The sequence below is a fragment of the Qipengyuania xiamenensis genome, from assembly GCF_019711495.1.
GTDB classification, from domain to species: domain Bacteria; phylum Pseudomonadota; class Alphaproteobacteria; order Sphingomonadales; family Sphingomonadaceae; genus Qipengyuania; species Qipengyuania xiamenensis.
Genome location: NZ_JAIGNM010000001.1, coordinates 152,046 through 175,031 on the forward strand (window position 1 = coordinate 152,046; position 22,986 = coordinate 175,031).

General features: G+C 62.6%; 22 protein-coding genes. 16 read left to right on the plus strand and 6 right to left on the minus strand.

What is annotated here, in order from left to right:
- Positions 1–39 precede the first annotated feature (39 nt).
- The 10 genes from K3165_RS00790 (at position 40) to K3165_RS00835 (ending at position 9,918) form a co-directional block, all read left to right on the plus strand.
- Positions 40–1,281: a lipoprotein-releasing ABC transporter permease subunit gene (locus K3165_RS00790; protein ID WP_221546981.1), complete on the plus strand. Its 1,242-nt coding sequence runs from the start codon at positions 40–42 to the stop codon at positions 1,279–1,281.
- A complete protein-coding gene (locus K3165_RS00795) occupies positions 1,274–1,960 on the plus strand; it encodes an ABC transporter ATP-binding protein (RefSeq protein WP_221546982.1) in 687 nt (228 codons plus the stop codon). Before K3165_RS00790 ends, K3165_RS00795 begins: the two co-directional genes overlap by 8 nt.
- Before the next feature lie 50 nt (positions 1,961–2,010).
- Positions 2,011–2,289, plus strand: a complete 279-nt coding sequence (locus K3165_RS00800; RefSeq protein ID WP_221546983.1) for a hypothetical protein — start codon at positions 2,011–2,013, stop codon at positions 2,287–2,289.
- Between the two features lie 77 nt (positions 2,290–2,366).
- Complete coding sequence (locus tag K3165_RS00805; protein WP_247713847.1) at positions 2,367–2,900, plus strand: hypothetical protein; 534 nt, start codon at positions 2,367–2,369, stop codon at positions 2,898–2,900.
- Positions 2,897–3,376: a glutathione peroxidase gene (locus tag K3165_RS00810; RefSeq protein ID WP_221546984.1), complete on the plus strand. Its 480-nt coding sequence runs from the start codon at positions 2,897–2,899 to the stop codon at positions 3,374–3,376. Before K3165_RS00805 ends, K3165_RS00810 begins: the two co-directional genes overlap by 4 nt.
- 31 nt (positions 3,377–3,407) lie before the next feature.
- Positions 3,408–3,737, plus strand: a complete 330-nt coding sequence (locus tag K3165_RS00815; RefSeq protein WP_221546985.1) for a hypothetical protein — start codon at positions 3,408–3,410, stop codon at positions 3,735–3,737.
- 76 nt (positions 3,738–3,813) lie between these two features.
- Complete coding sequence (gene dnaE, locus K3165_RS00820; RefSeq protein ID WP_221546986.1) at positions 3,814–7,287, plus strand: DNA polymerase III subunit alpha; 3,474 nt, start codon at positions 3,814–3,816, stop codon at positions 7,285–7,287.
- 45 nt (positions 7,288–7,332) lie between these two features.
- Positions 7,333–8,931: a long-chain fatty acid--CoA ligase gene (locus K3165_RS00825; RefSeq protein ID WP_221546987.1), complete on the plus strand. Its 1,599-nt coding sequence runs from the start codon at positions 7,333–7,335 to the stop codon at positions 8,929–8,931.
- A complete protein-coding gene (locus K3165_RS00830; RefSeq protein WP_221546988.1) occupies positions 8,928–9,473 on the plus strand; it encodes a pseudouridine synthase in 546 nt (181 codons plus the stop codon). The genes K3165_RS00825 and K3165_RS00830 overlap by 4 nt, the downstream gene beginning before the upstream one ends.
- Before the next feature lie 10 nt (positions 9,474–9,483).
- Positions 9,484–9,918, plus strand: a complete 435-nt coding sequence (locus K3165_RS00835) for a DUF1330 domain-containing protein (RefSeq protein ID WP_221546989.1) — start codon at positions 9,484–9,486, stop codon at positions 9,916–9,918.
- Positions 9,919–9,951: 33 nt separating this feature from the next.
- Here K3165_RS00835 and K3165_RS00840 read toward each other — a convergent pair whose 3' ends face one another.
- The 5 genes from K3165_RS00840 to K3165_RS00860 all read right to left on the minus strand — a co-directional run bounded on the left by K3165_RS00840 (position 9,952) and on the right by K3165_RS00860 (position 14,760).
- Positions 9,952–10,536, minus strand: coding sequence for a hypothetical protein (locus K3165_RS00840; protein WP_221546990.1), 585 nt, complete (start codon positions 10,534–10,536; stop codon positions 9,952–9,954).
- A gap of 63 nt (positions 10,537–10,599) precedes the next feature.
- Positions 10,600–11,685 (minus strand): PA0069 family radical SAM protein, encoded by a 1,086-nt coding sequence (locus K3165_RS00845; protein ID WP_221546991.1) that lies wholly within the window; start codon positions 11,683–11,685, stop codon positions 10,600–10,602.
- 42 nt (positions 11,686–11,727) lie between these two features.
- Positions 11,728–12,255 (minus strand): molybdenum cofactor biosynthesis protein B, encoded by a 528-nt coding sequence (gene moaB, locus K3165_RS00850; RefSeq protein WP_221546992.1) that lies wholly within the window; start codon positions 12,253–12,255, stop codon positions 11,728–11,730.
- Between the two features lie 10 nt (positions 12,256–12,265).
- Positions 12,266–13,978, minus strand: coding sequence for a lytic transglycosylase domain-containing protein (locus K3165_RS00855; RefSeq protein ID WP_221546993.1), 1,713 nt, complete (start codon positions 13,976–13,978; stop codon positions 12,266–12,268).
- Complete coding sequence (locus K3165_RS00860) at positions 13,975–14,760, minus strand: hypothetical protein (protein WP_221546994.1); 786 nt, start codon at positions 14,758–14,760, stop codon at positions 13,975–13,977. Before K3165_RS00860 ends, K3165_RS00855 begins: the two co-directional genes overlap by 4 nt.
- Before the next feature lie 82 nt (positions 14,761–14,842).
- Here K3165_RS00860 and K3165_RS00865 point away from each other — a divergent pair, with 82 nt between their 5' ends.
- The 6 genes from K3165_RS00865 to K3165_RS00890 all read left to right on the plus strand — a co-directional run bounded on the left by K3165_RS00865 (position 14,843) and on the right by K3165_RS00890 (position 22,617).
- Positions 14,843–16,489 (plus strand): electron transfer flavoprotein-ubiquinone oxidoreductase, encoded by a 1,647-nt coding sequence (locus K3165_RS00865; RefSeq protein WP_221546995.1) that lies wholly within the window; start codon positions 14,843–14,845, stop codon positions 16,487–16,489.
- 7 nt (positions 16,490–16,496) lie between these two features.
- Positions 16,497–17,309 (plus strand): 4-(cytidine 5'-diphospho)-2-C-methyl-D-erythritol kinase, encoded by an 813-nt coding sequence (locus tag K3165_RS00870; RefSeq protein WP_221546996.1) that lies wholly within the window; start codon positions 16,497–16,499, stop codon positions 17,307–17,309.
- On the plus strand, positions 17,309–18,034 hold the full coding sequence (locus tag K3165_RS00875) for an N-formylglutamate amidohydrolase (protein WP_221548281.1): 726 nt from the start codon (positions 17,309–17,311) through the stop codon (positions 18,032–18,034). The genes K3165_RS00870 and K3165_RS00875 overlap by 1 nt, the downstream gene beginning before the upstream one ends.
- Before the next feature lie 88 nt (positions 18,035–18,122).
- Positions 18,123–19,979: a dihydroxy-acid dehydratase gene (gene ilvD / locus K3165_RS00880; protein WP_221546997.1), complete on the plus strand. Its 1,857-nt coding sequence runs from the start codon at positions 18,123–18,125 to the stop codon at positions 19,977–19,979.
- Between the two features lie 38 nt (positions 19,980–20,017).
- The gene (locus K3165_RS00885) at positions 20,018–21,427 is read left to right on the plus strand and encodes an NAD(P)H-hydrate epimerase (RefSeq protein ID WP_221546998.1); all 1,410 of its coding nucleotides are present in this window, start codon (positions 20,018–20,020) and stop codon (positions 21,425–21,427) included.
- Entirely contained in the window at positions 21,424–22,617 is a 1,194-nt protein-coding gene (locus K3165_RS00890) for a class I SAM-dependent RNA methyltransferase (RefSeq protein WP_221546999.1), read from the plus strand. The genes K3165_RS00885 and K3165_RS00890 overlap by 4 nt, the downstream gene beginning before the upstream one ends.
- Before the next feature lie 5 nt (positions 22,618–22,622).
- On the opposite strand, the gene K3165_RS00895 is transcribed toward K3165_RS00890, so the two are convergent.
- Complete coding sequence (locus tag K3165_RS00895) at positions 22,623–22,880, minus strand: acyl carrier protein (protein ID WP_221548282.1); 258 nt, start codon at positions 22,878–22,880, stop codon at positions 22,623–22,625.
- Positions 22,881–22,986 lie beyond the last annotated feature (106 nt).

A 22,986-nucleotide genomic window follows, 5' to 3' on the forward strand; every position in this document is an offset into this window, starting at 1 on the left:
AACGCTTGGCCCAACGGACACTCTCACCCAAGGGTCGCCTTGCTGCTTTCACCTTTCGAACGGACCATCGCGAAACGCTACCTGCTTCCGGGCAGGAGCGAGGCATTTATCGCGCTGGTTGCCGGCATTTCCATCACCGTCGTCATGCTCTCGGTCGCCATGCTGGTCATCGTGATGAGCGTGATGAACGGCTTCCGCGCCGAATTGCTCGACAAGATCGTGGGCCTGAACGGCCACGCGATCGTGCAGGCTTACGGTGGCCGTATGGATGACTGGGAAAACGTCCTTCAGGAGGTCAAGCAGACACCCGGTGTCACCGAGGCTTCTCCACTGATCGAACAGCCGCTGCTCACCACTTTCAACGGCCGCGTTGAGGCGATCCTGCTGCGCGGCAACACCCAGCAGGATATTCGCGAGCTGGGCGAGAAGGTGAAGAGCGGCAATATGGACGCCCTGCAACCGGGCGCGAGCAAGGTCGCTATCGGCATTCGCCTCGCCGAGAATATCGGTGCAAGGGTCGGTGACACGATCACGATCATCAATCCTCAAGGTCGGACGACACCTTTCGGCACCGTGCCGCGACAGGTCGGTTACGAAGTGGCCGCAATCTTCGAGGTCGGCGTCTACGATTACGACGGCGCTTTCGTTGTCATGCCCATGCAGGACGCGCAGACCCTGCTGCTGACTGGCGACACCATCGGCATGATCGAAGTCCAGGTGACCGATCCCGACAAGGTCGGCGAGATCCTTGCCCCCGTCCAGCAAAAGCTGGCTGGAAGGGCGGTGGTCCGCGACTGGAAGACCATCAATTCGACCTTGTTCGAAGCTCTCGAGGTCGAGCGCGCGGCAATGGCTTTTGCTTTGAGTTTCATGGTTCTGGTTGCTGCGTTTAATATTCTTTCGAGCCTTGTAATGCTGGTGCGCGCAAAGACGCGGGATATCGCGATCATGCGGACGATGGGCGCGACGAGGCGCAGCCTCACAAAGATCTTTGTGACGACCGGCTTCACCGTTGGAGCGCTAGGAACGATCGCGGGGCTGATACTCGGTGCGCTGGTGCTCGCTTTCCGCGAGCAGATCGTGAAGTTCATCGGTTGGCTAACCGGTGCCGAGCTGTGGGACCCGCAGGTGCGTTTCCTGAGCACCATTCCCGCCAAGGCCGATCCCGTCGAAATCGCCATGATCGTTGGCCTCGCGCTCGTGATGAGCTTCCTTGCCACGCTCTATCCTGCGCTCAAGGCGGCGAGCACCGATCCGGTACAGGTGCTGCGCTATGAGTAATGCACATCTCAACCCCGTCGTCGAACTGCGCGGTCTGACCCGCAGCTTCGAACAGGGCGGCGTGCGGATCGACGTCCTGCGCGGCGTCGATCTCGACATCATGCCGGGAGAAATCGTCGCTCTGCTCGGCCCCTCCGGTTCGGGCAAGTCCACGCTTTTGCAGGCGGTGGGTTTGCTTGAAGGCGGCTTTGGCGGCGAAATCGTTATTGCGGGGCATTCGGCGGAAAAGAGCGACGCGAATGCGCGCACAACGCTGCGACGAGATCACCTTGGCTTCGTATACCAGTTCCACCATCTGCTGCCCGACTTCGACGCGCGCGAAAATGTCGTTCTTCCGCAGTTGGTTGCGGGTAAACCGCGCAAGGAAGCGGAAGAGCGGGCAGAAGAATTGCTTACCGCCCTGGGGCTGGGGCACAGGCTCGATCATCGCCCAAGCCAGCTATCCGGCGGCGAGCAGCAGCGCGTTGCCGTGGCCCGCGGCCTTGCCAACCGTCCCGATCTTGTCCTCGCCGACGAGCCCACCGGCAATCTCGACGAAGCGACCTCGGATCGCGTTCTGGAACAGTTCCTCGCGCTTGTCCGGGGCGAAGGCAGTGCCGCACTGATCGCAACCCATAACGAGCGACTGGCAGCGCGTATGGACCGCGTCGTGCGATTGCACGATGGTGTGCTCGAATAGCGGACCCGGACGGGGTTTCGACCGTTGGTCAGGCAAAAGGAGGATTTTGCATGACCGACCATCCGAGCACATACAAGGGCGAGGGCTGCAACCGCCCGGGAATTCAGTGGGACGATCGGGCCTCGCTCCATCACGTTGGTGACGGCGACGGGGTGCTAGACGGCGCCAAGGGGCTGCGCAGCGGCACCTTCGCCGAACTCATCAGCCACATGATGCTGATGCCCGAGGCAGAGCGGAAGGATTATTACATCGAAAAAGCCGGCGACCGTGAATACCGGGTCGGCGAAATTGAAGAACTTTCGAAAAGGGACGATTTCCCGCGCTCGTAGCCTGCTGTCTGCTGCCCGCAGAATGACATTGGCGATCCTCCCGTGGCCGGTTTAGGCAGGCTGCGGGAGGATTTTTCATGTCGTTAGCATCGATCGCACTTCTCATAGCGCAAACTGCCGCTGCCGACGCACCGGCCACGCCGCCAGCGCCGCCGCCCTCATGCGAGGGGGCGCACTACGAGGCCTTCGATTTCTGGGTCGGAGAGTGGGACGTCTATCCCAATGCTCAAGACACCCCCGACAAGGTGGCCGACAGCCGGATCGAGAAAGTCAGCGCCGGCTGCGCGATCCGCGAGACGTGGATGCCTCTCACAGGGCGCAGCGGGACGAGCCTGTCTGCCTATGATCCCGAAACCGAGGGATGGCACCAGTTATGGGTCGGCGGACAACCGGGCCGAGTCTTCTTCGACGGCGGCGCAGTCGAGGGCAAGATGATCCTCACCGGCTATTGGGGCAAGGCGCAGGATGGAACGCCTTTGCTCGTGCGAATGACATATAGCTTGCGCGAAGACGGCAGCGTGCGCCAACACGGACAGGCCAGCAAAAATCAGGGCCTGACCTGGGCCGACTATTTCGACCTCATCTACCGCCGCAAGGACGCCGCCGAATGACAACCATCGCTGATTTCACCGTTGCCACGAACAAGGGCGACGAACTCGACCTGAAAGAGAAACTCGGCAAGGTCCTGCTGGTCGTGAACACTGCCAGCAAATGCGGTTTCACGCCGCAGTATGATGGTCTCGAAAAGCTGTTTCAGGACTACAAGGACCAGGGCTTCGAGGTCATGGCATTCCCCTGCAACCAGTTCGGCGGGCAGGAACCTGGCGATGCGGGCGAGATCGAGCAGTTCTGCAAGGTCAATTTCGGCCTGACCTTTCCGCTGATGCAGAAGGTCGAAGTCAATGGCGATGGCGCGAGCCCGCTGTTCGACTGGATGAAATCCGAAGCTCCCGGATTGATGGGATCGAAATCGATCAAGTGGAACTTCACGAAATTCCTGATCGACCGCGAAGGCAATGTCGTGAAGCGTTACGGTCCGGCCGATGCGCCGGCGGCGATCGCCAAGGATATCGAGAAGCTGCTGTAACCTTCCGCGCTCAGCTAACGAAAGATCGGGCATGCTTGCCGAATTCAATCACTGGTTTCTCTCGCTCGGCGCCGAATATGGCGTGAACCCTTACATTTTCGGGGGCATCTACATCGGTGCCATCCCGTTTTTCCTCGCGTCCATCGCATGGCTGGTGAAGCGGGCGAGGGCGGGGCAGTCGACCGTGCTGCCGACCATGCTGGCGGGTTTCTTCTTCGTGTCGGCCTACATCTATCTCGCGATCGCGGGTGAGAACATTCCCGTCTGGGTCTGGGTCTTCCTTGGTGCGCTCATCGTCTATGGCGCATGGTCGACCATCCGTGACACCCGCCGGAAGATTGCGGCGCCTGCCGAGGAGTGAATTTTCTCCACAAGCGGTGGAGAATAACCTCGTGTCGGCGCTTTGAGTTTGGCGCGCGAAATCCTACCTTGCGGGGATGCCTTACAAGCCCTTCGTCCCACTGCGCGTGCTGTCTGCCTATTCGATGCTCGAAGGGGCGATCGATCCCAAGGCGATGGCCAAGCTGGCGAAGGAGCGAGGTTTCCCCGCCATCGCAATGGCCGACCGCAACGGGCTCTATGGCGCGGTCATGTTCGCCAATGCCTGCAAGGCGGAGGGCATCCAGCCGATAACCGGCACGCTGCTGGGGGTGGCGCGCGACGAGGAAGGCCGCACGGTCGACTACCTCCCGCTCTACGCGCAGGACGAGGCGGGATATGACAATCTTTGCCATCTCGTTTCGAAAGCGCATCTCGATCGTCCGCTCGAGTTCGAACCGCATATCCGCATGGAAGACCTCGAAGGTCGCACCGACGGCCTGATCGCGCTCACGGGCGCGAGTGAGGGCGGGGTGACGCGACTGCTGGCAGAGGGCCAGACGAGCCACGCCACGGCCATGCTCGACAAGCTTGAAGCGTTGTTTCCCGGGCGGCTCTATGTGGAACTCGCTCGGCGCGGCAATCCGGTGGAAGAGGCAGCGGAAGCCGCGCTGATCGACCTCGCCTACGAGCGCGACCTGCCGCTTGTTGCGACAAACCCCGCCAACTTCGCCGAACCGCATATGTACAAGGCGCATGACGCCATGCTGTGCATTGCAAATTCGACCCATGTCGACGCCGACGAACGCCCGAAGTCCAATCCGGAAAGCTACGTCAAGACCGCCCACATGATGGAAGAGGCGTTCGACGATCTACCGGAGGCGACCGCCAACACGCTCGTGATCGCGCAGCGCTGCGCCTTTGCGCCGCCCTATCGCGACCCGATCCTGCCCAGCCTTGCCGGCGACCTCGAGGGAGAGGCGCGCATGCTCGAGGAGGATGCTCGCAAGGGTCTCGCCAAACGGCTCGAACCCTATGGCGAGATGTCGGACGAGCAGCTCAAGGTCTATGTCGACCGGCTCGATTACGAAGTCGGCATCATCAACCAGATGGGCTTTCCCGGTTACTTCCTGATCGTTGCCGACTTCATCAAATGGGCGAAGGATCACGACATTCCCGTGGGGCCGGGCCGTGGCTCGGGTGCGGGCAGCCTCGTCGCATGGGCGCTGACGATTACCGATCTCGATCCGATCCAGCTGGGCCTGCTTTTCGAACGCTTCCTCAACCCGGAACGCGTCTCGATGCCCGACTTCGACATCGACTTCTGCGAAACCCGCCGCGGCGAGGTGATCCGCTACGTCCAGCAGAAATACGGTCACGACCACGTCGCGCAGATCATCACATTCGGTAAGCTGAAGGCGCGCGCGGTGCTGCGCGACACGGGCCGCATCCTCCAGATGAGCTACGGCCATGTCGACCGGATCTGCAAGATGGTGCCGAACCATCCGACCGATCCCTGGACGCTCCCGCGTGCGCTCAATGGGGCCGCCGATTTCAAGGCAGAATACGACAACGACAACGAGGTCAAACGTCTGATCGACCTCGCGATGCAGTTGGAGGGTTTCCCGCGTAACAGCTCGACACACGCCGCCGGCGTTGTGATCGGCGACCGTCCTCTGGCGCAGTTGGTCCCGCTCTATCGCGACCCGCGTTCGGACATGCCCGTGACGCAGTACGACATGAAGAATGTCGAGAGCAGCGGCCTCGTCAAATTCGACTTCCTCGGATTGAAGACACTGTCGGTGCTCAAGAAGGCGACCGACCTCCTGAAGAAGCGCGACATCACGATCGATTTGTCGCAGCTCGAGCTGGACGATCCGGCGGTCTACGAGCTGATGAAGGCGGGTAACACCGTCGGCGTGTTCCAGCTGGAATCGGAAGGCATGCGCCGCACGCTGACCGCGGTGAAACCGACCAATTTCGGCGACATCATCGCGCTCGTTTCGCTCTATCGTCCGGGTCCGATGGACAACATCCCGCTGTTCGGCAAGCGCAAGGCGGGCGAGGTGCCGATCGAGTATCCGCACGAGAAGCTCGAAGGCATCCTTGCCGAGACGTACGGCATCTTCGTCTACCAGGAACAGGTCATGCAGGCCGCGCAGATCCTCGCCGGCTACTCGCTCGGCGATGCAGACTTGCTGCGCCGCGCGATGGGCAAGAAGGTCCAGGCGGAAATGGACATCCAGCGCGAACGTTTCGTGATCGGGTGCAAGGAAGTCAGCGGCATCGAGAAAGCCAAGGCGAACGAGCTGTTCGACTTGATCGACAAGTTCGCAGGCTACGGTTTCAACAAATCGCACGCCGCCGCCTACGCCTTGCTCGCGTACCAGACTGCGTGGCTGAAGGCCCATTATCCAGAAGAGTTCTTCGCTGCCTCGATGTGCTTCGACATGCACCAATCGGAAAAGCTGACGATCTTCGTCGACGACGCGCGGCGGCAGGGCATTGCGGTCGAACCGCCTTGCATCAACAAGTCCGAGGCCGAGTTCACTGTCGAGCAGACCGACGATGGCTATGCGGTTCGCTATGCGCTCGCAGGCATTCGCAATGTCGGCGAGAAGGCAATGGAAGCCATCGTTGCCGAGCGCGAGGTTTCGGGACAGTTCGACAGCCTTCAGGACCTGTTCGAGCGCATCCCCAAGGGCTCGATGAACTCTCGCCAGCTCGAGGCACTTGCGTGTGCAGGCGGGCTCGACGCGCTCGAGCCCAACCGCGCCAAGGTCTTCGAGAATGCCGAGATGCTGCTGGCCGTGGCCGATGCGGCGGACCGCGAGCGTACCAGCGGGCAGGCGAGCATGTTCGGCGGAGACGACGCGCCTGGCGAAACGCTGCGACTGCGCGAGGTCGAGGATTGGCCGCGCGCCGAGCGCATGGCGCGGGAGCGCGAGAACTTCGGTTTCTATTTCTCCGCCCATCCGGTCGCCGCGTGGAAAGACATCGCTTCGGCCAATGGCGCGCGGACCTACGCCTCGCTGATGGCGGGCGGTGCACCTGCGGGTGGCCGGTCCAACGCGGTGATGGCCGCCATGGTCGAGAAGGTGAACAAGGGCACGACGCGCCGCGGCAAGCCTTTCATCCGTGCGGACTTTTCCGATGCGACCGGCCAGTTCAGCGCCGCCTGCTTCGAGGAAGGCATGGTCGAGCGCTTCATGAAATGGGCCGAGGAGCAGACCTGTGTCCTCCTGCAGGTCGAACTCGATTCGCCGAGCCCCGACGAACCACCCCGCATCACCGTGCGCGGCGGTACTCCGCTCGCGGACGTGAAGGGCTCGACGCCCATGATCCTCACGGTCGACATCCTCGATGTCGCAGCAGTCGAGGCATTGAGCCGTGAATTGTCCGAAGCCGGAAACGGCAAGGACGAGGTCATGGTGACGCTACGGATCGGCGGCGACCACGAGCCTGTGATGCGCTTGGGCCGCGGGTTTGCGCTCGATGGCGAGCTCGCAGAACGCTTGGCAAGCGTGCCCGGCCTTGCCAAGGTGCAGCTCGACAAGCGGCGCGGCGGCTCGCACCTACGCCTCGTCGCCTGACCGACAAGCGCCGGGAGAGGCGCAAGAGGCAAGGAGAGAGGCTGAATGCTCGGAGCGATGCAGGACTGGACCATGCGTGTGACGCATGTGATCGACCACGCGGCACGTGAGGCACCGACCCGCGAAATCGTCACCCGCTGGGCGGATGGAACCGAAACCCGTACGAACTGGGCTGGCATCCGCCGCGATGCGCTGAAGATGGCGCAGGCGCTGCAAAAGCTCGGCCTCAAACCGGGAGACAAGGTCGCCAGCATCGCGATGAACCATTCCCGCCACCTCGTCAGCTGGTATGGCGTGGCGGGCATGGGCGGCGTGCTCCACACGGTGAACCCGCGCCTGTTCGAGGACCAGCTCGAATATATCGTCAATCACGCCGACGACCGCGTGGTGATCTACGACGCGGCCTTCCAGCCGATCGTCGACAAGATGCGTGACCGCTGGCCGAACGTCGAACATTACATCTGCTTCGACAGCGGAGAGCACACGACCTCGTTCGAAGACTGGATCGGCGCGGAAGACGGCGATTTCGAATGGGTCGAGGGCGACGAGCGCGACCCCTGCATGATCTGCTACACCAGCGGCACCACCGGCAATCCGAAAGGCGTCCAGTACGAGCATCGCAGCACTGTCCTGCATGCGATCTCGGGGCTGCAGCCATCGACTTTCAACTTCAGCGCATCCTCGGTGATGCTGCCGGTCGTCCCGATGTTCCACGCGGCAAGCTGGGGGCTTCCCTATGCTGGGGCCATGGCGGGCATCAAGTTCGTCTTCAGCGCGGTGAACGATCCGGCGGTGCTGCACGAGATGATGCTCAAGGAAGGTGTGACCGACAGCGCGGGCGTGCCGACCGTCTGGCTCGCTCACTTCCAGTATTGCGACGCCGAGGGTATCGACCTGCCTCCGCTCAAGGCCGCAACCATCGGCGGCTCGGCTGCGCCCAGGTTCATGATCGAGCGCCTGATGAAGAACGGCACCCGCGTCCAGCACGCTTGGGGCATGACCGAAACGTCGCCCATCGGCACGGTCGGCGGTCCGACGCATGACTGGGATCAGCTCAGCTTCGAAGAAAAGGTCACCAAGACCATGAAGCAGGGTCGCCCGATCTTCGGTGTGGAACTGCGCACTATCGACCTCGATGATCCGACCAAGGTCCTGCCGCGCGACGGCGAATCCTCCGGTGCACTGCAAATCCGCGGGCCATGGGTTGTGAAGCGTTATTTCAAGGCCGAGAAGGACGCGGTCACCGAGGATGGCTGGTTCGACACCGGGGACGTCGGCATGCTTCATCCTGACGGCACGCTGCAACTGACGGACCGCACCAAGGACGTGATCAAGTCGGGCGGGGAGTGGATTTCCTCGGTCGAACTCGAAAACGCAGCCGTTGGCCACCCGGCGGTTGCCGAAGCTGCCTGTATCGGCATGTTCCACCCCAAGTGGGACGAGCGCCCGGTGCTTTTCGTGGTCAAGAAGGCTGGGCAGGACGTCAGTGCCGAGGAAGTGACCAACTTCCTGTCCGACAAGGTCGCCAAGTGGTGGCTGCCCGATGCGGTGGAATTCGTCGACGACATCCCGCACACCGCTACGGGCAAGATCAGCAAGAAGGACCTGCGCGACCGGTTCGCCGACTACAAGCTTGAGGCGTGAGCCGGCTGATCCTGCTCAACAAGCCCTTCGGTGTGCTTTCGCAGTTCACCGGGGGCAAGGAAGGGGTGGAAGACACCTTGGCGCATCTCATCGATGTGCCGGGTGTCTATCCCGCTGGCAGACTCGACAAGGATAGCGAAGGGCTGCTCCTGCTGACCGACGATGGCCGGTTGCAGTCGCGCATTGCCGAGCCTCGTTACAAGATGGCGAAGACCTACCTCGTGCAGGTCGAGGGTGAGGCGAGTGACGAGGCTCTGGAAAAACTGGCGCGCGGCGTCGAGCTCAAGGATGGGATGACCCGTCCTGCCCGCGCGAAACGCGTCGATCCGCCACCAGTCTGGGACCGCGATCCGCCGGTCCGCTATCGCAAGAGTGTGCCCGACAGCTGGATTGCGCTCGAGATCACTGAAGGACGCAATCGCCAGGTCCGCCGCATGACCGCCGCCGCGGGCCTGCCGACGCTGCGCCTGATCCGCTGGCGCATTGGCGACTGGAGCGTGGACGGCATAGCGCCCGGCACCTACCGTGAAATCCGAGTTTGAGGAGAGAGCCGTGACCGAAACCTATATCGACCCGAGCCGCGCCAATTTCGAGGCGTTCAAGGACCTCCCACGCGACGAGCCGATCCACATGCTCAACCTCGTCGAATACCGCGAAGAGGCTCAGTACCCCGATGGCCACGAGCATACGGGCAAGGGCTGGAGCGGCCGCCGCGCCTACGAGGAATACGGCAAGACCAGCGGCCCCATCTTCCGCCGCGTCGGCGGCGAGATCGTCTGGCGTGGGGCTTTCCAGACCGTGGTTACGGGACCGGAAGCGATGCGCTGGCACGACGGCTTCGTGGCGCAATACCCGAACTCGGGCGCGTTCTTCGAGATGATCAAGGACCCGGACTACCAGAAGGCGGTGGTCAACCGCACGGCGGCGCTGGCCGACAGCAGGCTGGTGCGGTTCAAACCGGGAGCCGCGGGAGAAGGGTTTGGCTAGGTCCGTTAACGACCCCATTGCGGAGGTTTAGCGCTAGCTAATCCAACGAGTGTCTTCTCCCACCAGCAGCCATTCTCCATCATCTGTCTTGGAATAGACTGCCAGAAGCCCAACCACGGCGAGGCCTCCCATTCCCTTGCTGGAGAAGATTACAGCGTGCCTTCCGTTTTTGGTGAAAATGGGCATCGCAATCGAGAGTACGTGCGCCTCCCAATCGTCACCAGTGGTCAGGGTGCCGATCCTCGCGTCGTCGGAAATGACGGCTTGTTGGGATAGCGAAGACCCAAGGTCGACACATGCCTCAAGAACACTTTGCTCGGGAAGCTTTGTGATCTTGCGCCAATCGGCGGCGTCAGTGATGGCGTCCGGCAATGCGGCCTCGACCGGGCCGTCTTTAGTGATGATAGCGCGCAATTGGTACGGTTCCGTTCGTACTGCGATATATTGTGGAGCATCAGCATTTTGCGTCCTGAAGCGCTCCGCCTCGCCCACAAACCGCTCAACATAATCCGTCACGATTTCACACGCGTCGTGCCGGGGCGGTGTTTGCGCTTCGCTAGCGCTGCATGCAGCAAGCAAGCCGGCAAATATCGCCACGCTGAGAAAATGACTTCGCATTGGTTGGAGCTACTGATTTCAGTGAGAGGACACAATGTCGGCTTCCCACCCACTTTGGGACGTTCAAAGCAACCTTAGCTGCCCGCCAACCGCTGGCGGTCTGAATTGCGTACAATCCAGTTCGAACTTCGCCTTCCCCAGCCCCGCGCGCTTGCAAGCAAGGCGAAACCTTGCACGGAAGAGATCGGCCCAGACGCCGGTAGGTTTGAGGCGCGAGAAGAAGTTGGGGTCGTTGTCCTTGCCGTTGCGGATCGACTGGACGATGCTCATCACCTTGTCGCCGCGCTCGGGGTAGTGGACCGAGAGCCATTCGCGGAACAGCGGCGCGACTTCGTGGGGCAGGCGCAACGGGATCCAGCCCACGCTGTCGACACCGATCGCGGCGGCACGCTGGACGATCTCTTCCATGAACTCGTCGGTGATCGCAGGGATGACCGGCGCGACCGAGCAATGGCTTGGAACGCCTGCCTCGACCAGTTTCTCCAATGCCGCGAGTCGCTTGGCGGGTGAAGCTGCGCGGGGTTCGAGCTTGCCCGACAGCTTCGGATCGAGGCTCGTCACCGAAATCGCCACTGCCACCAGCCGCCGCTCCGCCATATCTGCGAGCAGGTCGAGATCGTCGAGAACGCGGTCCGACTTGGTTGTGATCGTCACCGGATGCCTTGCATCCAGGCACACTTCCAGCACGGCCCTCGTGATGCGGTAGTCGCGCTCGATCGGTTGGTAGGGATCGGTGTTGGTCCCCATGGCAATCGGCTTGGGGCGATACTTCGGTTTCGCCAGCGTCGCGCGCAGCAGTTCGGCGGCATTCGGCTTGGCGAACAGCTGGGTCTCGAAGTCGAGGCCGGGCGAGAGGTCGTGATAGGCGTGGGTAGGGCGGGCAAAGCAGTAAACGCAGCCATGCTCGCACCCGCGATAGGCGTTGATCGAGCGGTCGAAAATAATGTCCGGCGACTGGTTGAAACTGAGGATGGTCTTCGGGTTCTCCTCGGTGACATGGGTGCGCAGCTTCACCGGTGGGCCGTCAAGCGTCTCCATATCATCGCGCCAGTCGCCATCGGCCTCGCGCGTGGCAAGGCCGAAGCGTGTCGGGACCGCGCGCGATTGCGCACCCCGTCCGGTGACAGGCGACTCACTGCTTTTCTCCATGCATGAGAACATACACGGAACATACGGGAGGGAACAGAGGGTTTATCGCTCGCGCAAGCGCGGCATCAATTCCACGAAATTGCAGGGCTTGTGGCGGCTGTCGAGCTGGAGCGCGAGGATCTTGTCCCAGCCGTCCTTCACTGCGCCGTTCGAGCCGGGCAGGGCGAAGATATAGGTCCCGCGCGCGATTACTGCGCAAGCGCGGCTCTGGATCGTGCTGGTGCCGATGGACTCGAAACTCAGCCAGCGGAAGAGTTCGCCGAAGCCGGGGATGTCCTTGTCCTTCACGCGGTCGAGCGCTTCGGGTGTCACGTCGCGCCCGGTCAGGCCTGTGCCGCCCGTGGTGATGACCGCATCGATCTGCTCGTCGTCGATCCACCGATGGAGGTGCGCGGCGATCTCGTTCTTGTCGTCGCGGCTGATCTCACGAGCCACCAACGTGTGCCCGGCATCCGCGATCCTTTGAGCCAGAATATCTCCCGAGGTATCCTCGCTCGCCTTGCGGGTATCGGAGATCGTGAGCAGCGCGATGTTGACCGGTTTGAAGGTCAGGCTCTCGTCGATAGCCATCGGTTTCCTCTCAGCGGGTACGGGGGAATTGCGGCCAATCGTTCTCGGCCAGATCGGTGCGGCTAGGCGCTTCGGCACCGGCCTGGCGCAGATACATCCAGTAATTGCGCATCACGATGGCGACATAACCGCGCGTTTCCCAATAGGGGATCGATTCCATCCAGAGCAGCGGATCGCCCTGGTCGTTGATCTCGCCGTTCCAGCGGGCGACAGGGGTGGGCCCCGCATTATACGCAGCCATGACTTTGGGCAGGTGACCGCGCGTGTAACCGGCCTGTGCAAGGGCCTCGAGCGTGCGCTGCCCGAAAGCGAGGTTCGTGCGCGGGTCCTTGAGGTCGGCACTCGCGCTCATATTGATCGACGCGGCATATTCGCGCGCCGCGATCGGGCGGATCTGCATCAGGCCGATGGCATTGGCGGGGCTGACCACGCGTTCGCGGAAATTCGATTCCTGCAGCGCATGCGCAAAGGCGAGCGCAGGATCGACCCGCCATCCGCCATGCGGCGTGTGATAGGCCACGGGCCAGCGCAGGTTGGCGGGCGAACGCTCTCCGCGCGGTGCGTTGTAGGCCATGAAGGTCTGAGCACCGGCAAGACCGAGCGCGCGGGCAAGCCTGGTGAGTGCGGCAAAATCGCGTGAGTTGCCGTAGCGCACCTGCCAGCGCAGGACCTCGTCGGCGATATCGCGGCGGCCGACTTCGGCCAGCATGACCGCTTCGCGCACGGCAGTTTCCCCGGAGAGTTTGCGCCAATCCTCTGCCGTCAGGTCGGGCGCGGTATGGTTGCTCGGTAGATCGCGACCGAGCTGTTCGTTTGCCAGCATGCCATAGAGCGTTTCGTCATAGCGCGCGGCGCTGCGCAGGTGGGCATCCGCTGTCTGGGGCTGGCGGCACCGGATCAGGCTACGGGCGGCCCAGTAGTGCGCGGCGGTCCGCAATTCGACATTGTCCGCTTCGGAGGCGCTCGCGGCGAAATACTGCGCTGCACGTTCGCAATCGCCGAGACGCCATGCCGACAGGCCGGCGACCCAATGGCCCTCGGCTACCCAAGGGCCGCTTCCCTGGCCGACGAGTTGCGCCATGCCGTAGGCCTCGGCATCGCGGTTTTCGATGTAATAGCTCCACGCGACGCGCTGACGCCATTCTGCCCGGGCCTGGCCGGACAACGAGGCATCCACTCCGTCCAGCAGCAGGCGTGCGCCGTCGGGATCGTCATTGGTGATCCGCTCGAGGATTGCCTCGCGAACGCTGTCGGGCAAAGTGCCGTCGCGTACCGTGGCGGGTCGCACGCGCCTGGTGATGCCTTGCTGGCGTGTCAGAGAATTTTCGCGCGGCAGGTCCGGACGCCAGGAAAGACCGCGGGTCTCGCCGAGCCGGACGATGTCCTCGACCCTCGAACTGTCAGGATAGCGCCTTAGCCAATCCTCGATACGGCCGAGTTCGATCCGCGGGCTGTTCGGGTCGAGATAATAGGTTGCGAGCGCAGCGCCATGCAGGGGGCCCTCGCTGCGTTGTGAAAGCATGACCTCTACGCGGTCCCAGTTCTGCGCATCGATCGCGTCGAACAAGGATGCGTAATAGCCGCGATCTTCTGTCGAAAGCAGCGTGGGCAGCGCGGAGGAATGCGAAGCGGTGAAGTAGGCGACGCTGTCGGACTGGGCGAGCGCGGGTGTCGCGCAAAGAGCGGTCCCGGCCGCGGCAATCCAGAACAGGGGTTTCTTCATGCAGTCCATTCCAGCCAGCGGTTCCAGAAATTGCGGCGTCTCGGCGCGGATCGGGCGAGCTCCGCCAATTGCGGTGCGAGCATGAGGGGAAGGGTGTTTTCACCTGCCTTAACGACCGCCGGTTCGCGCGCCATGTCCGGCGAGATATCGAACAGGGGAGCGAGCGCGCGGCCAAATACGAGCACCCGGTGGGGTGCTGCCACCGCGATATGGTGCCGGGTCACTTCCGACATACCCTGTCGGGCGATGGCCGCCCAGTCGGGCAGCGATACAGGCGCGGGCAATGCGCTGGCCAGATAAAGTTCGTGCGGTTGCAATCCCATGGAGCCGGTGACGGCTTCTAGGAAGCGACCCGGAGCACCGGAAAGCAGTGCATCGGTGTCGCCATCCATCGGCTCGGGCACGATCACCATAAGTTTGGCGCCTGCTACACCGCGTGGCGGCAGGCGGTTTTGCACACCGGCCTGGGAGAGTGATGCTTCCGCCATCCACCATTCGCGAAATTTTTCCAGCGTGTCCGGAAAGCTCCCGGGCGCGCCGCCGATTTGCGCGGTTTCCGCAGTGCCTTCGAAAGCGCGCTCGAGTGGCGTCTGCTTCGGTTCTTCGGGCAGCTTTCGCGGCTTTGGCGACGCTACGGCCTGCTCTTCTTCAGGCTCGGCCAGCCAGCTTGTAGCCTCGTCGCGGTAATCGTCTTCGACCCCGGCCTCGCGCCACCAATCGAGCGCTGCTTCGAGAGCGTCTGCAGGCGATAATTCGCGGGTTTCCGGTGTGTCTGCGATCATTTTCCGTCCGTCCTAGGTCTTGACCTCAAACCGCCCAGCAATCAAGGCAATCCCAACGCTTAAGCGACGAAAAGAGAGAGATATGAGCGAACGCGAATCGATGCCCTGCGACGTCGTCATCATCGGCGGCGGCCCGGCCGGCCTTTCGGCGGCTATCCGGTTGAAGCAAATCAACGAGGACCTCGAGGTCGTCGTGCTGGAAAAGGGCAGCGAAATCGGCGCGCACATCCTGTCGGGCGCAGTGGTCGACCCGAAGGCGATGAACGAGCTCTTCCCAGACTGGCGCAACATGGATTGCCCGCTCGCCGAAACGCCTGTGACCGAGAACCACCACTGGGTGCTGTCGGAAGGCGGCAAGTCGGACCTTCCCGAATTCCTCCTGCCGCCCTTCATGAGCAATGACGGCAATTACACCGCCTCGCTCGGCAACACCTGCCGCTGGCTGGCCGAACAGGCCGAAGGGCTTGGCGTGATGGTCTTCCCCGGCTTCCCCGCCGCCGAAGTTCTCTTCGACGACAAGGGCGCGGTCTCCGGCGTGGTTACGCAGGACATGGGCATTGCCGAAGATGGCAGCCACAAGGGCGATTACCAGCCCGGCATGGAAATCCACGCGAAATACACGCTCTTCGCAGAGGGCGCGCGCGGCAACCTCACCAAGAAAATGAAGGCCAAGTTCGACCTCGAGGCCGATTGCGAGCCGCAGGTCTATGGCCTTGGCATCAAGGAACTGTGGGACGTCGATCCCGAAGTCTACGAACAGGGCAAGGTCATCCATACGCAAGGCTGGCCGCTGAGCGAGACCGGCACCTGGGGCGGCGGCTTCATCTATCACCAAGCGAACGGGCAGGTGGCGCTCGGCTTCGTGACAGCGCTCGATTACAAGAACCCCTACGTTTCGCCCTACCAGGAATTCCAGCGCTGGAAGCACCATCCCGAGGTGGCTGCCATCCTCAAGGGCGGCAAGCGCGTGGCCTATGGCGCGCGCGTCATCAACGAAGGTGGCTGGCAGTCCGTGCCCAAACTCGCCTTCCCGGGCGGTGCACTCATCGGTTGCTCGGCAGGCTTCGTGAACGTTCCGCGCATCAAGGGCACGCACACTGCCATGAAGAGCGGCATGCTCGCCGCCGAGAGCATCGCTGCCGCCATCGCGGCGGGCCACGAGCATAGCGAGCTGATGGATTACGACGCCGCCGTGCGCGACAGCTGGATTGCGACCGAGCTCAAGAAGGTGAAGAACGCGCAGCCCGCCGTCGCCAAATATGGCGAGGACCTCGGCACCGTGCTCGCGGGCATCGACATGTGGATGCGTACGCTGAAAATCGGCCTGCCCATCACCATGAAGCATCACCGCGACCACGAAATGCTCGAACGCGCGGACCTTTATGCGCCGATCAAATATCCCAAGCCCGACGGCACGCTCAGCTTCGACCGCCTTACCAATGTCAGCTTCAGCTATACCAACCACGCCGAAGACCAGCCGGTCCACCTCAAGGTCTGCGACCGCGAGTTGCAGCGCGAAAGCGAACTGGAAGTCTATGGCGGTCCCTCGACCCGCTATTGCCCGGCAGGCGTCTACGAGTGGATTATCGAGGAGGGCGCGGAGCCCAAGTTCCAGATCAACTCGCAAAACTGTGTCCACTGCAAGACCTGCGACATCAAGGACCCGAACCAGAACATCGAATGGACCACGCCCGAAGGCGGCGGCGGTCCGAACTACCCGAATATGTAACCGCCGGGTGGCGATTACCGAGACAGCCTACGCCAAGATCAACCTCGCGCTGCATGTCCGCAAGCGGCGCGAGGACGGCTATCATGAACTCGAGACGCTCTTCGCCTTCGTCGATGCGGGCGATATCCTGACGGCGCGTACTGCCGAGCAAGACACGCTCCAGGCCGTGGGCGAGTTTTCCGGGGCACTCGACGATCCGTTCGACAACCTTGTGATGCGGGCGCTTGGAAAGTTACCCCGCGCAGACGGTCTGGCGCTGACGCTGGAAAAGAACCTTCCAGTCGCCGCAGGACTGGGCGGCGGATCCGCCGATGCAGGGGCCGTATTCCGCATTGTGCGGGAAGCCTACGGACTGCCAGACGACTGGCACGAGCGGGCCGGCAAGCTAGGGGCGGATGTGCCGGCCTGCGTAGAGAGCCGTACCTGCGTCGGCCGGGGCACGGGTACCGAACTCGAGCGGGCCGACGACAGCCTGGAGGGCATGGCGGTCCTGCTCGTGAATCCGCGCGTGCCGCTTTCGACCGGTCCGGTGTTCAAGGCATGGGACGGTGAGGATCGCGGGGCTCTTCCGCAGGGAAATTCGCGAACGATCGCCCTTGAAGGTCGCAACGATTTGGAAGCACCTGCAATCTCGCTTTGTCCGCAGATTGCCGATGTTCTGGCCGTATTGCGCGGAACCCAGCCGTTTCTCGCCCGTATGTCCGGTTCTGGGGCAACTTGTTTTGCGCTTTATGAATCACAATCCGCGCGTGACGATGCAGCTGCGCGCATTGCTGCCGGTCATTCCGACTGGTGGCAGTTGAAAGGTAAAATTCGATGATGATCGACAACCTGCCTTACCGACAGGTCGCCGTAGATGATGTCCGTCCCGGAGGCCTGCTTTGCGTGGCCGATCATGCATCCAATTACGTGCCCGACGGGATCGATCTCGGGATCGATCGATCACTGCTGAACGAGCATATTGCAGTCGATATCGGGGTGGAGGGCATCGCCGACCGGCTGGCCCGCCGTCACGGTATCCCCGCACATATTGCCTGCGTCAGCCGGCTGGTCTGCGATTTCCATCGCAACGAGGATGATCCGGCAGTTGTGCCCACCGAAAGCGACGGACGCCTCGTGCCCGGCAACATCGGTGCGGATGTGGAGGCGCGGCTCAACCTGTTCCATCGTCCCTATCACTACGAGCTTGGCAAGCTGATCAAGCGGCTGAAGCCGCGTATGCTGATCGCGCTGCACAGCTTCACGCCGAGCCTCGAGACGAGCGACGAAGAGCGTCCTTGGGAAGTCGCGCTGCTCTACAACAATGACGACCGCGCCGCCCGTCACGCGATCCGCCTGTTCGGCGAGCAGGGGCTGACCGTCGGCGACAACGAGCCCTATTCGGGCAAGCAGCTCAATGCGACGATGGACCGCCACGCTGAAGCGCACGGCATCCCTTATTGCACCGTCGAGATCCGGCAGGACCAGATCGACACCAAGGCAGGGCAGGCGCGCTGGGCCGTGATGCTGGCCGACGTGCTGGGCCGGGTGGCGCTCGAGGTCTAAAGCCCGCCTTGGCAGGCCCTTCAACAATCTTACGTTAGCACCGACGTTTCTCTCTGCTAGGCACGAGGCCCGCAAAGAGAGACTGTCGATGCCGCAATACCGTTCACGTACAACCACTCACGGCCGCAACATGGCGGGCGCGCGAGGCCTGTGGCGCGCCACAGGGATGAAAGACGAGGATTTCGGCAAGCCGATCATCGCGGTGGTGAACAGCTTCACCCAGTTCGTGCCGGGCCATGTCCACCTGAAGGATCTCGGACAGCTGGTTGCGCGCCAAATCGAGGCGGCGGGCGGGGTTGCCAAGGAATTCAACACGATCGCGGTCGATGACGGCATCGCCATGGGCCATGACGGCATGCTCTATTCGCTGCCCAGCCGCGACCTCATTGCCGATAGCGTCGAATACATGGTCAACGCCCATTGCGCCGATGCGATGGTCTGCATCTCCAATTGCGACAAGATCACGCCGGGCATGCTGATGGCATCGATGCGTATCAATATTCCGACCGTCTTCGTAAGTGGCGGCCCGATGGAAGCGGGCAAGGTGGTAGTGAAGGGCAAGGAAGTCGCGCTCGACCTCGTCGATGCGATGGTGGCCGCTGCCGACGAGAGCTACACCGACGAGGAAGTGGCCGAGATCGAGCGCTCAGCTTGCCCGACCTGCGGCAGCTGCTCGGGCATGTTCACCGCGAACTCGATGAACTGTCTGACCGAAGCACTGGGTCTTTCCCTGCCCGGGAATGGGTCGACACTGGCAACGCATGCCGACCGTCAGGGCTTGTTCGAGCGCGCAGGGCGCCTCGCGGTGACGCTGGCGCGCCGCTACTACGAAGAAGACGAAGAAGGAGTGCTGCCGCGTTCCATCGCCACTTTCGAAGCCTTCGAGAACGCGATGAGCCTCGATATCGCCATGGGCGGATCGACCAACACCGTGCTCCACCTGCTCGCCGCTGCGCATGAGGCGGGCGTCGACTTCACCATGGCCGATATCGACCGCCTCAGTCGCAAGGTGCCCTGCCTGTCGAAGGTCGCCCCGGCGAAAAGCGACGTCCATATGGAAGACGTCCATCGCGCCGGCGGGATCATGTCGATCCTTGGCGAACTGGAGAAAGCCGGGTTGCTTCATACCGCGCTTCCGACCGTGCACAGCCCGACAATGGGCGATGCGCTGGACGATTGGGATATCGGCCGCACGCAGAACAACAAGGTGCACGAATTCTACTCGGCAGCGCCCGGCGGTGTGCCCACGCAGACCGCCTTCAGCCAGTCGGCCCGGTGGGAATCGCTCGACCTCGATAGAGTGGGCGGGGTGATCCGCAGCGCCGAGCACGCCTTCAGCCAGGATGGCGGCCTCGCAGTCCTCTACGGCAATATCGCCCGCGACGGGTGCATCGTGAAGACCGCTGGTGTCGACGAGAGCATCCTGACCTTCTCCGGGCCGGCCAAGGTCTACGAGAGCCAGGACGATGCCGTCACCGCGATCCTCACCGAGCAGGTGAAGGAAGGCGATGTCGTCGTCATCCGCTACGAAGGACCGCGTGGCGGCCCGGGCATGCAGGAAATGCTCTACCCGACCAGCTACCTCAAATCGAAGGGGTTGGGTGCGGCCTGCGCCCTGCTGACCGACGGGCGCTTTTCCGGAGGCACTTCGGGCCTATCGATCGGCCATGTTTCTCCCGAAGCTGCGGAAGGCGGCGAGATCGGCCTTGTCGAGGATGGTGACATGATCGAGATTTCGATCCCAGAGCGCACGATCAATCTTGCGGTCAGCGACGAAGAGCTTGCCCGCCGCCGCGCTGCGATGGACGCCAAGGGTGAAAATGCTTGGTCCCCGTCGGCTCCGCGCCCGCGAAAGGTCAGCCAGGCGCTGGAAGCCTATGCGGCGATGACTACCTCTGCGGCACGCGGCGCAATTCGCGATGTTTCCCAGATCAAGCGTCGGTAGCCCTTGCTAGGGAGCGCGCGGCGTGGCAGCCGCTTCCTATGGCCCCAAGTTCGAAATCTCGCAGCGCCGGTGCGGTCCTGACCGTCGAACAGATGGCTGCGGCAGAGCGCGCCGCCATGGATGCCGGTGTTTCCGAATGGGAGCTGATGCAGCGAGCGGGCGAAGGCGCGGCTCGATGGGTTGCGCGCATGTCCGGCGGCCGGACTGTCGGCGTGCTGTGCGGCCCCGGAAACAATGGGGGCGACGGATATGTCATCGCCGATTACCTACAGCGATCGGGCATTTCGGTCTCGGTGGTGGCCCCAAAGCCTCCCGCGACCGATACGGCGAAAAGAGCGCAGGACAATTGCTCCGCTGCAATTTCGAGCGACGGGTTTCCAGCAGCAGAGGTTTATGTCGATTGCCTCTTCGGATATGGATTGTCGCGGCAGGTCGAGGGCGCATTCGCCGCCTTGCTGGAGGATTTGCGGCACGCGAGTGGCTACAAGATCGCGATCGACATCCCGAGCAGCATAGCGAGTGACAGTGGCGCACGGCTCGGCCCCTCGGTCGAATATGATCTCACCATTGCCCTCGGCGCGTGGAAGCAGGCGCATTTCATCATGCCGGCAATGGCAGCGATGGGAGAAAAGCGCCTCGTCGATATCGGCCTCGATATCGACAACGACGCGACGTGCCTTAGCGCAGCGCCGCAGATTTCATCGCCCGCTCCTGACGCGCACAAGTATCGTCGCGGTTTGCTCGCAGTGGTGGCGGGCGAGATGCCCGGAGCGCCACTCCTTGCTGCAGAGGCCGCAATGCGAAGCGGGGCCGGCTACGTTAAATTGCTGAGCGACCATTCCCACCCCGACGCTCCCGCCGAGCTCGTTGTCGAGGGCGGTGGTCTTACGAAAAGGCTTTCGGACGGGCGCATTTCCGCGATCCTCATTGGACCGGGCCTTGGTCGAGAGACGACCGGGAAAGAAAAACTCTCGATTGCTCTCGCTACTGGCAGGCCAATGGTGCTCGACGCCGATGCCTTGCACCTCCTGACACCGACCACACTCGAAGGCTGCAATGCGGCGCATATCGCCGTGACACCGCACGAGGGTGAGTTGCATCAGCTTTGCGCGGCATTCGCGATTGACGCGGAGACCAAGATCGACCGCGCCTGCGGCCTGCATGAGAAAACAGGCATGACGGTCCTTGCCAAGGGGCCGGATAGTATCCTTGTCGGCAAAGAAGGCGTCCGGTTCTTCAACCGCGGGCCAAGCTGGCTGTCCGCAGCGGGGACAGGCGATGTCTTGGCCGGGATTGCGGCGTCGCGCCTTGTCGTGAATGGCGATCTGCAGCTCGCGCTGGAAGAAGCGGTCTGGATCCATCATGAAGCTGCGCGTATCGCGGGTGCGGCCTTCACCGCCGGCGAACTCGCACAGCACGTCAACCTGGCACTGGAAAGCTTCCTATGAGCGAAGAAACGATCCTTCGCATCGCGGCGAAGGGCGATGGCGTTACCGAGAGCGGTCGCCACGTCGCGGGTGCGGTCACGGGTGATACCGTCAAATCGGACGGTTCCATCGTCCCGGGTGAGCACCATGTGGAGCCTCCCTGCCGCCATTTCGGCACATGCGGCGGCTGCCAATTGCAGCAGGCGGACGAAGCCGCGCTCCGCCAGTTCGTGACCGAGAGAGTGGCCTTCGCCGCGCAGTCGCAGGAAATCCCAGTGGGCGAATTGCTGCCCACCCATCTTTCGCCTCCAAGGACGCGGCGGCGCGCGACCCTGCATGGCCTGAAGGCGGGGAAGGGCGCGGTTCTGGGTTTCCGCGAGGCACGCAGCAACCGTGTGGTCGATATGCGGGAATGTCACATACTAGAGCCGGCGCTCTTCGCCCTGGTCGATCCCTTGCGTTCGCTGCTGGCTGCTCATGCAGGCAAGGGTCCGATCGACATCTCTCTCACGCTTGCCGACCAGGGCGCGGACTGTTCCTTGAAGGGATTCAGTGCAGACGGGCTCGCGGCAACGGAGGCGCTGCTCGACTTTGCGCGCGATCACGGTCTGGCGCGGCTGTCGCTTGATCAGGGTTTCGGAGCGGAAACGGTGTGGGAGCCGGATCCTGTAACCGTAACGCTGGGGCAGGTTCCGGTCGGGCTGCCGCAGAATTCCTTCCTCCAACCCACCCGGGACGGCGAGGCTGTTCTTGTAGATGATGCAAAGGCCTTTGCAGAAGGCGCCACAACGATTGCCGACCTGTTCGCCGGGCTCGGTACTTTTGCCTTTTCGCTCGCAGGACCTGCCAAGACGCTGGCGGTGGAGGCCGCGCGCGATGCGCACCTGTCCTGCAAGAGCGCTGCAAACAGCAGGGGCGTACCGGTCCATACGCTTCATCGTGACCTGTTTCGTAATCCTCTCACGGCTGAGGAATGCGGCCGCTTCGGTGCAATCGTCCTCGATCCGCCTCGTGCCGGAGCGCGCGAGCAAATTGCCCAGATCGCGCAGAGCACTGCCACGCGGGTCATCTATATCAGCTGCAATCCGTCAAGCTGGGCGCGCGATGCCAAGGCACTGGTCGACGCTGGTTTCAAGCTGGAGAAATTGCGGCCTGTGGGGCAGTTCCGCTGGTCATCGCATGTGGAGCTGACGAGCTACTTCACGCGGTAAAAAAGCTAGGCGCCAATGCACTTCGCTTCGGTAAATGCCAGCAGTCCGCCGTAGGTCTCCAGCATCTCCCCATCGACATCTTCGTCCTCGATGATGATGTCGAGCCGGTCTTCCATCTCGGTGAACAGCGTTGCGACGGCCATGGAGTCCAGTTCGGGCAGGTGACCGAAGAGGCCGGTTTCGGCGTCGAACTCTTCCACGCGCTCGGCCTCCAGCGACAGCACGTCGCTGAGGATTGCGCGCAGCTTCTCGTCGATCGCCATCCGGCTGAGGCCGAGTGCGTTCTCCGGTTCGTCCTGGCCGGTGGTTTCAGTCTGGCCGTTCATGCGAGAATGGTTTCCCCTGCTGACAAAGCGGCTTGCCCTTAGC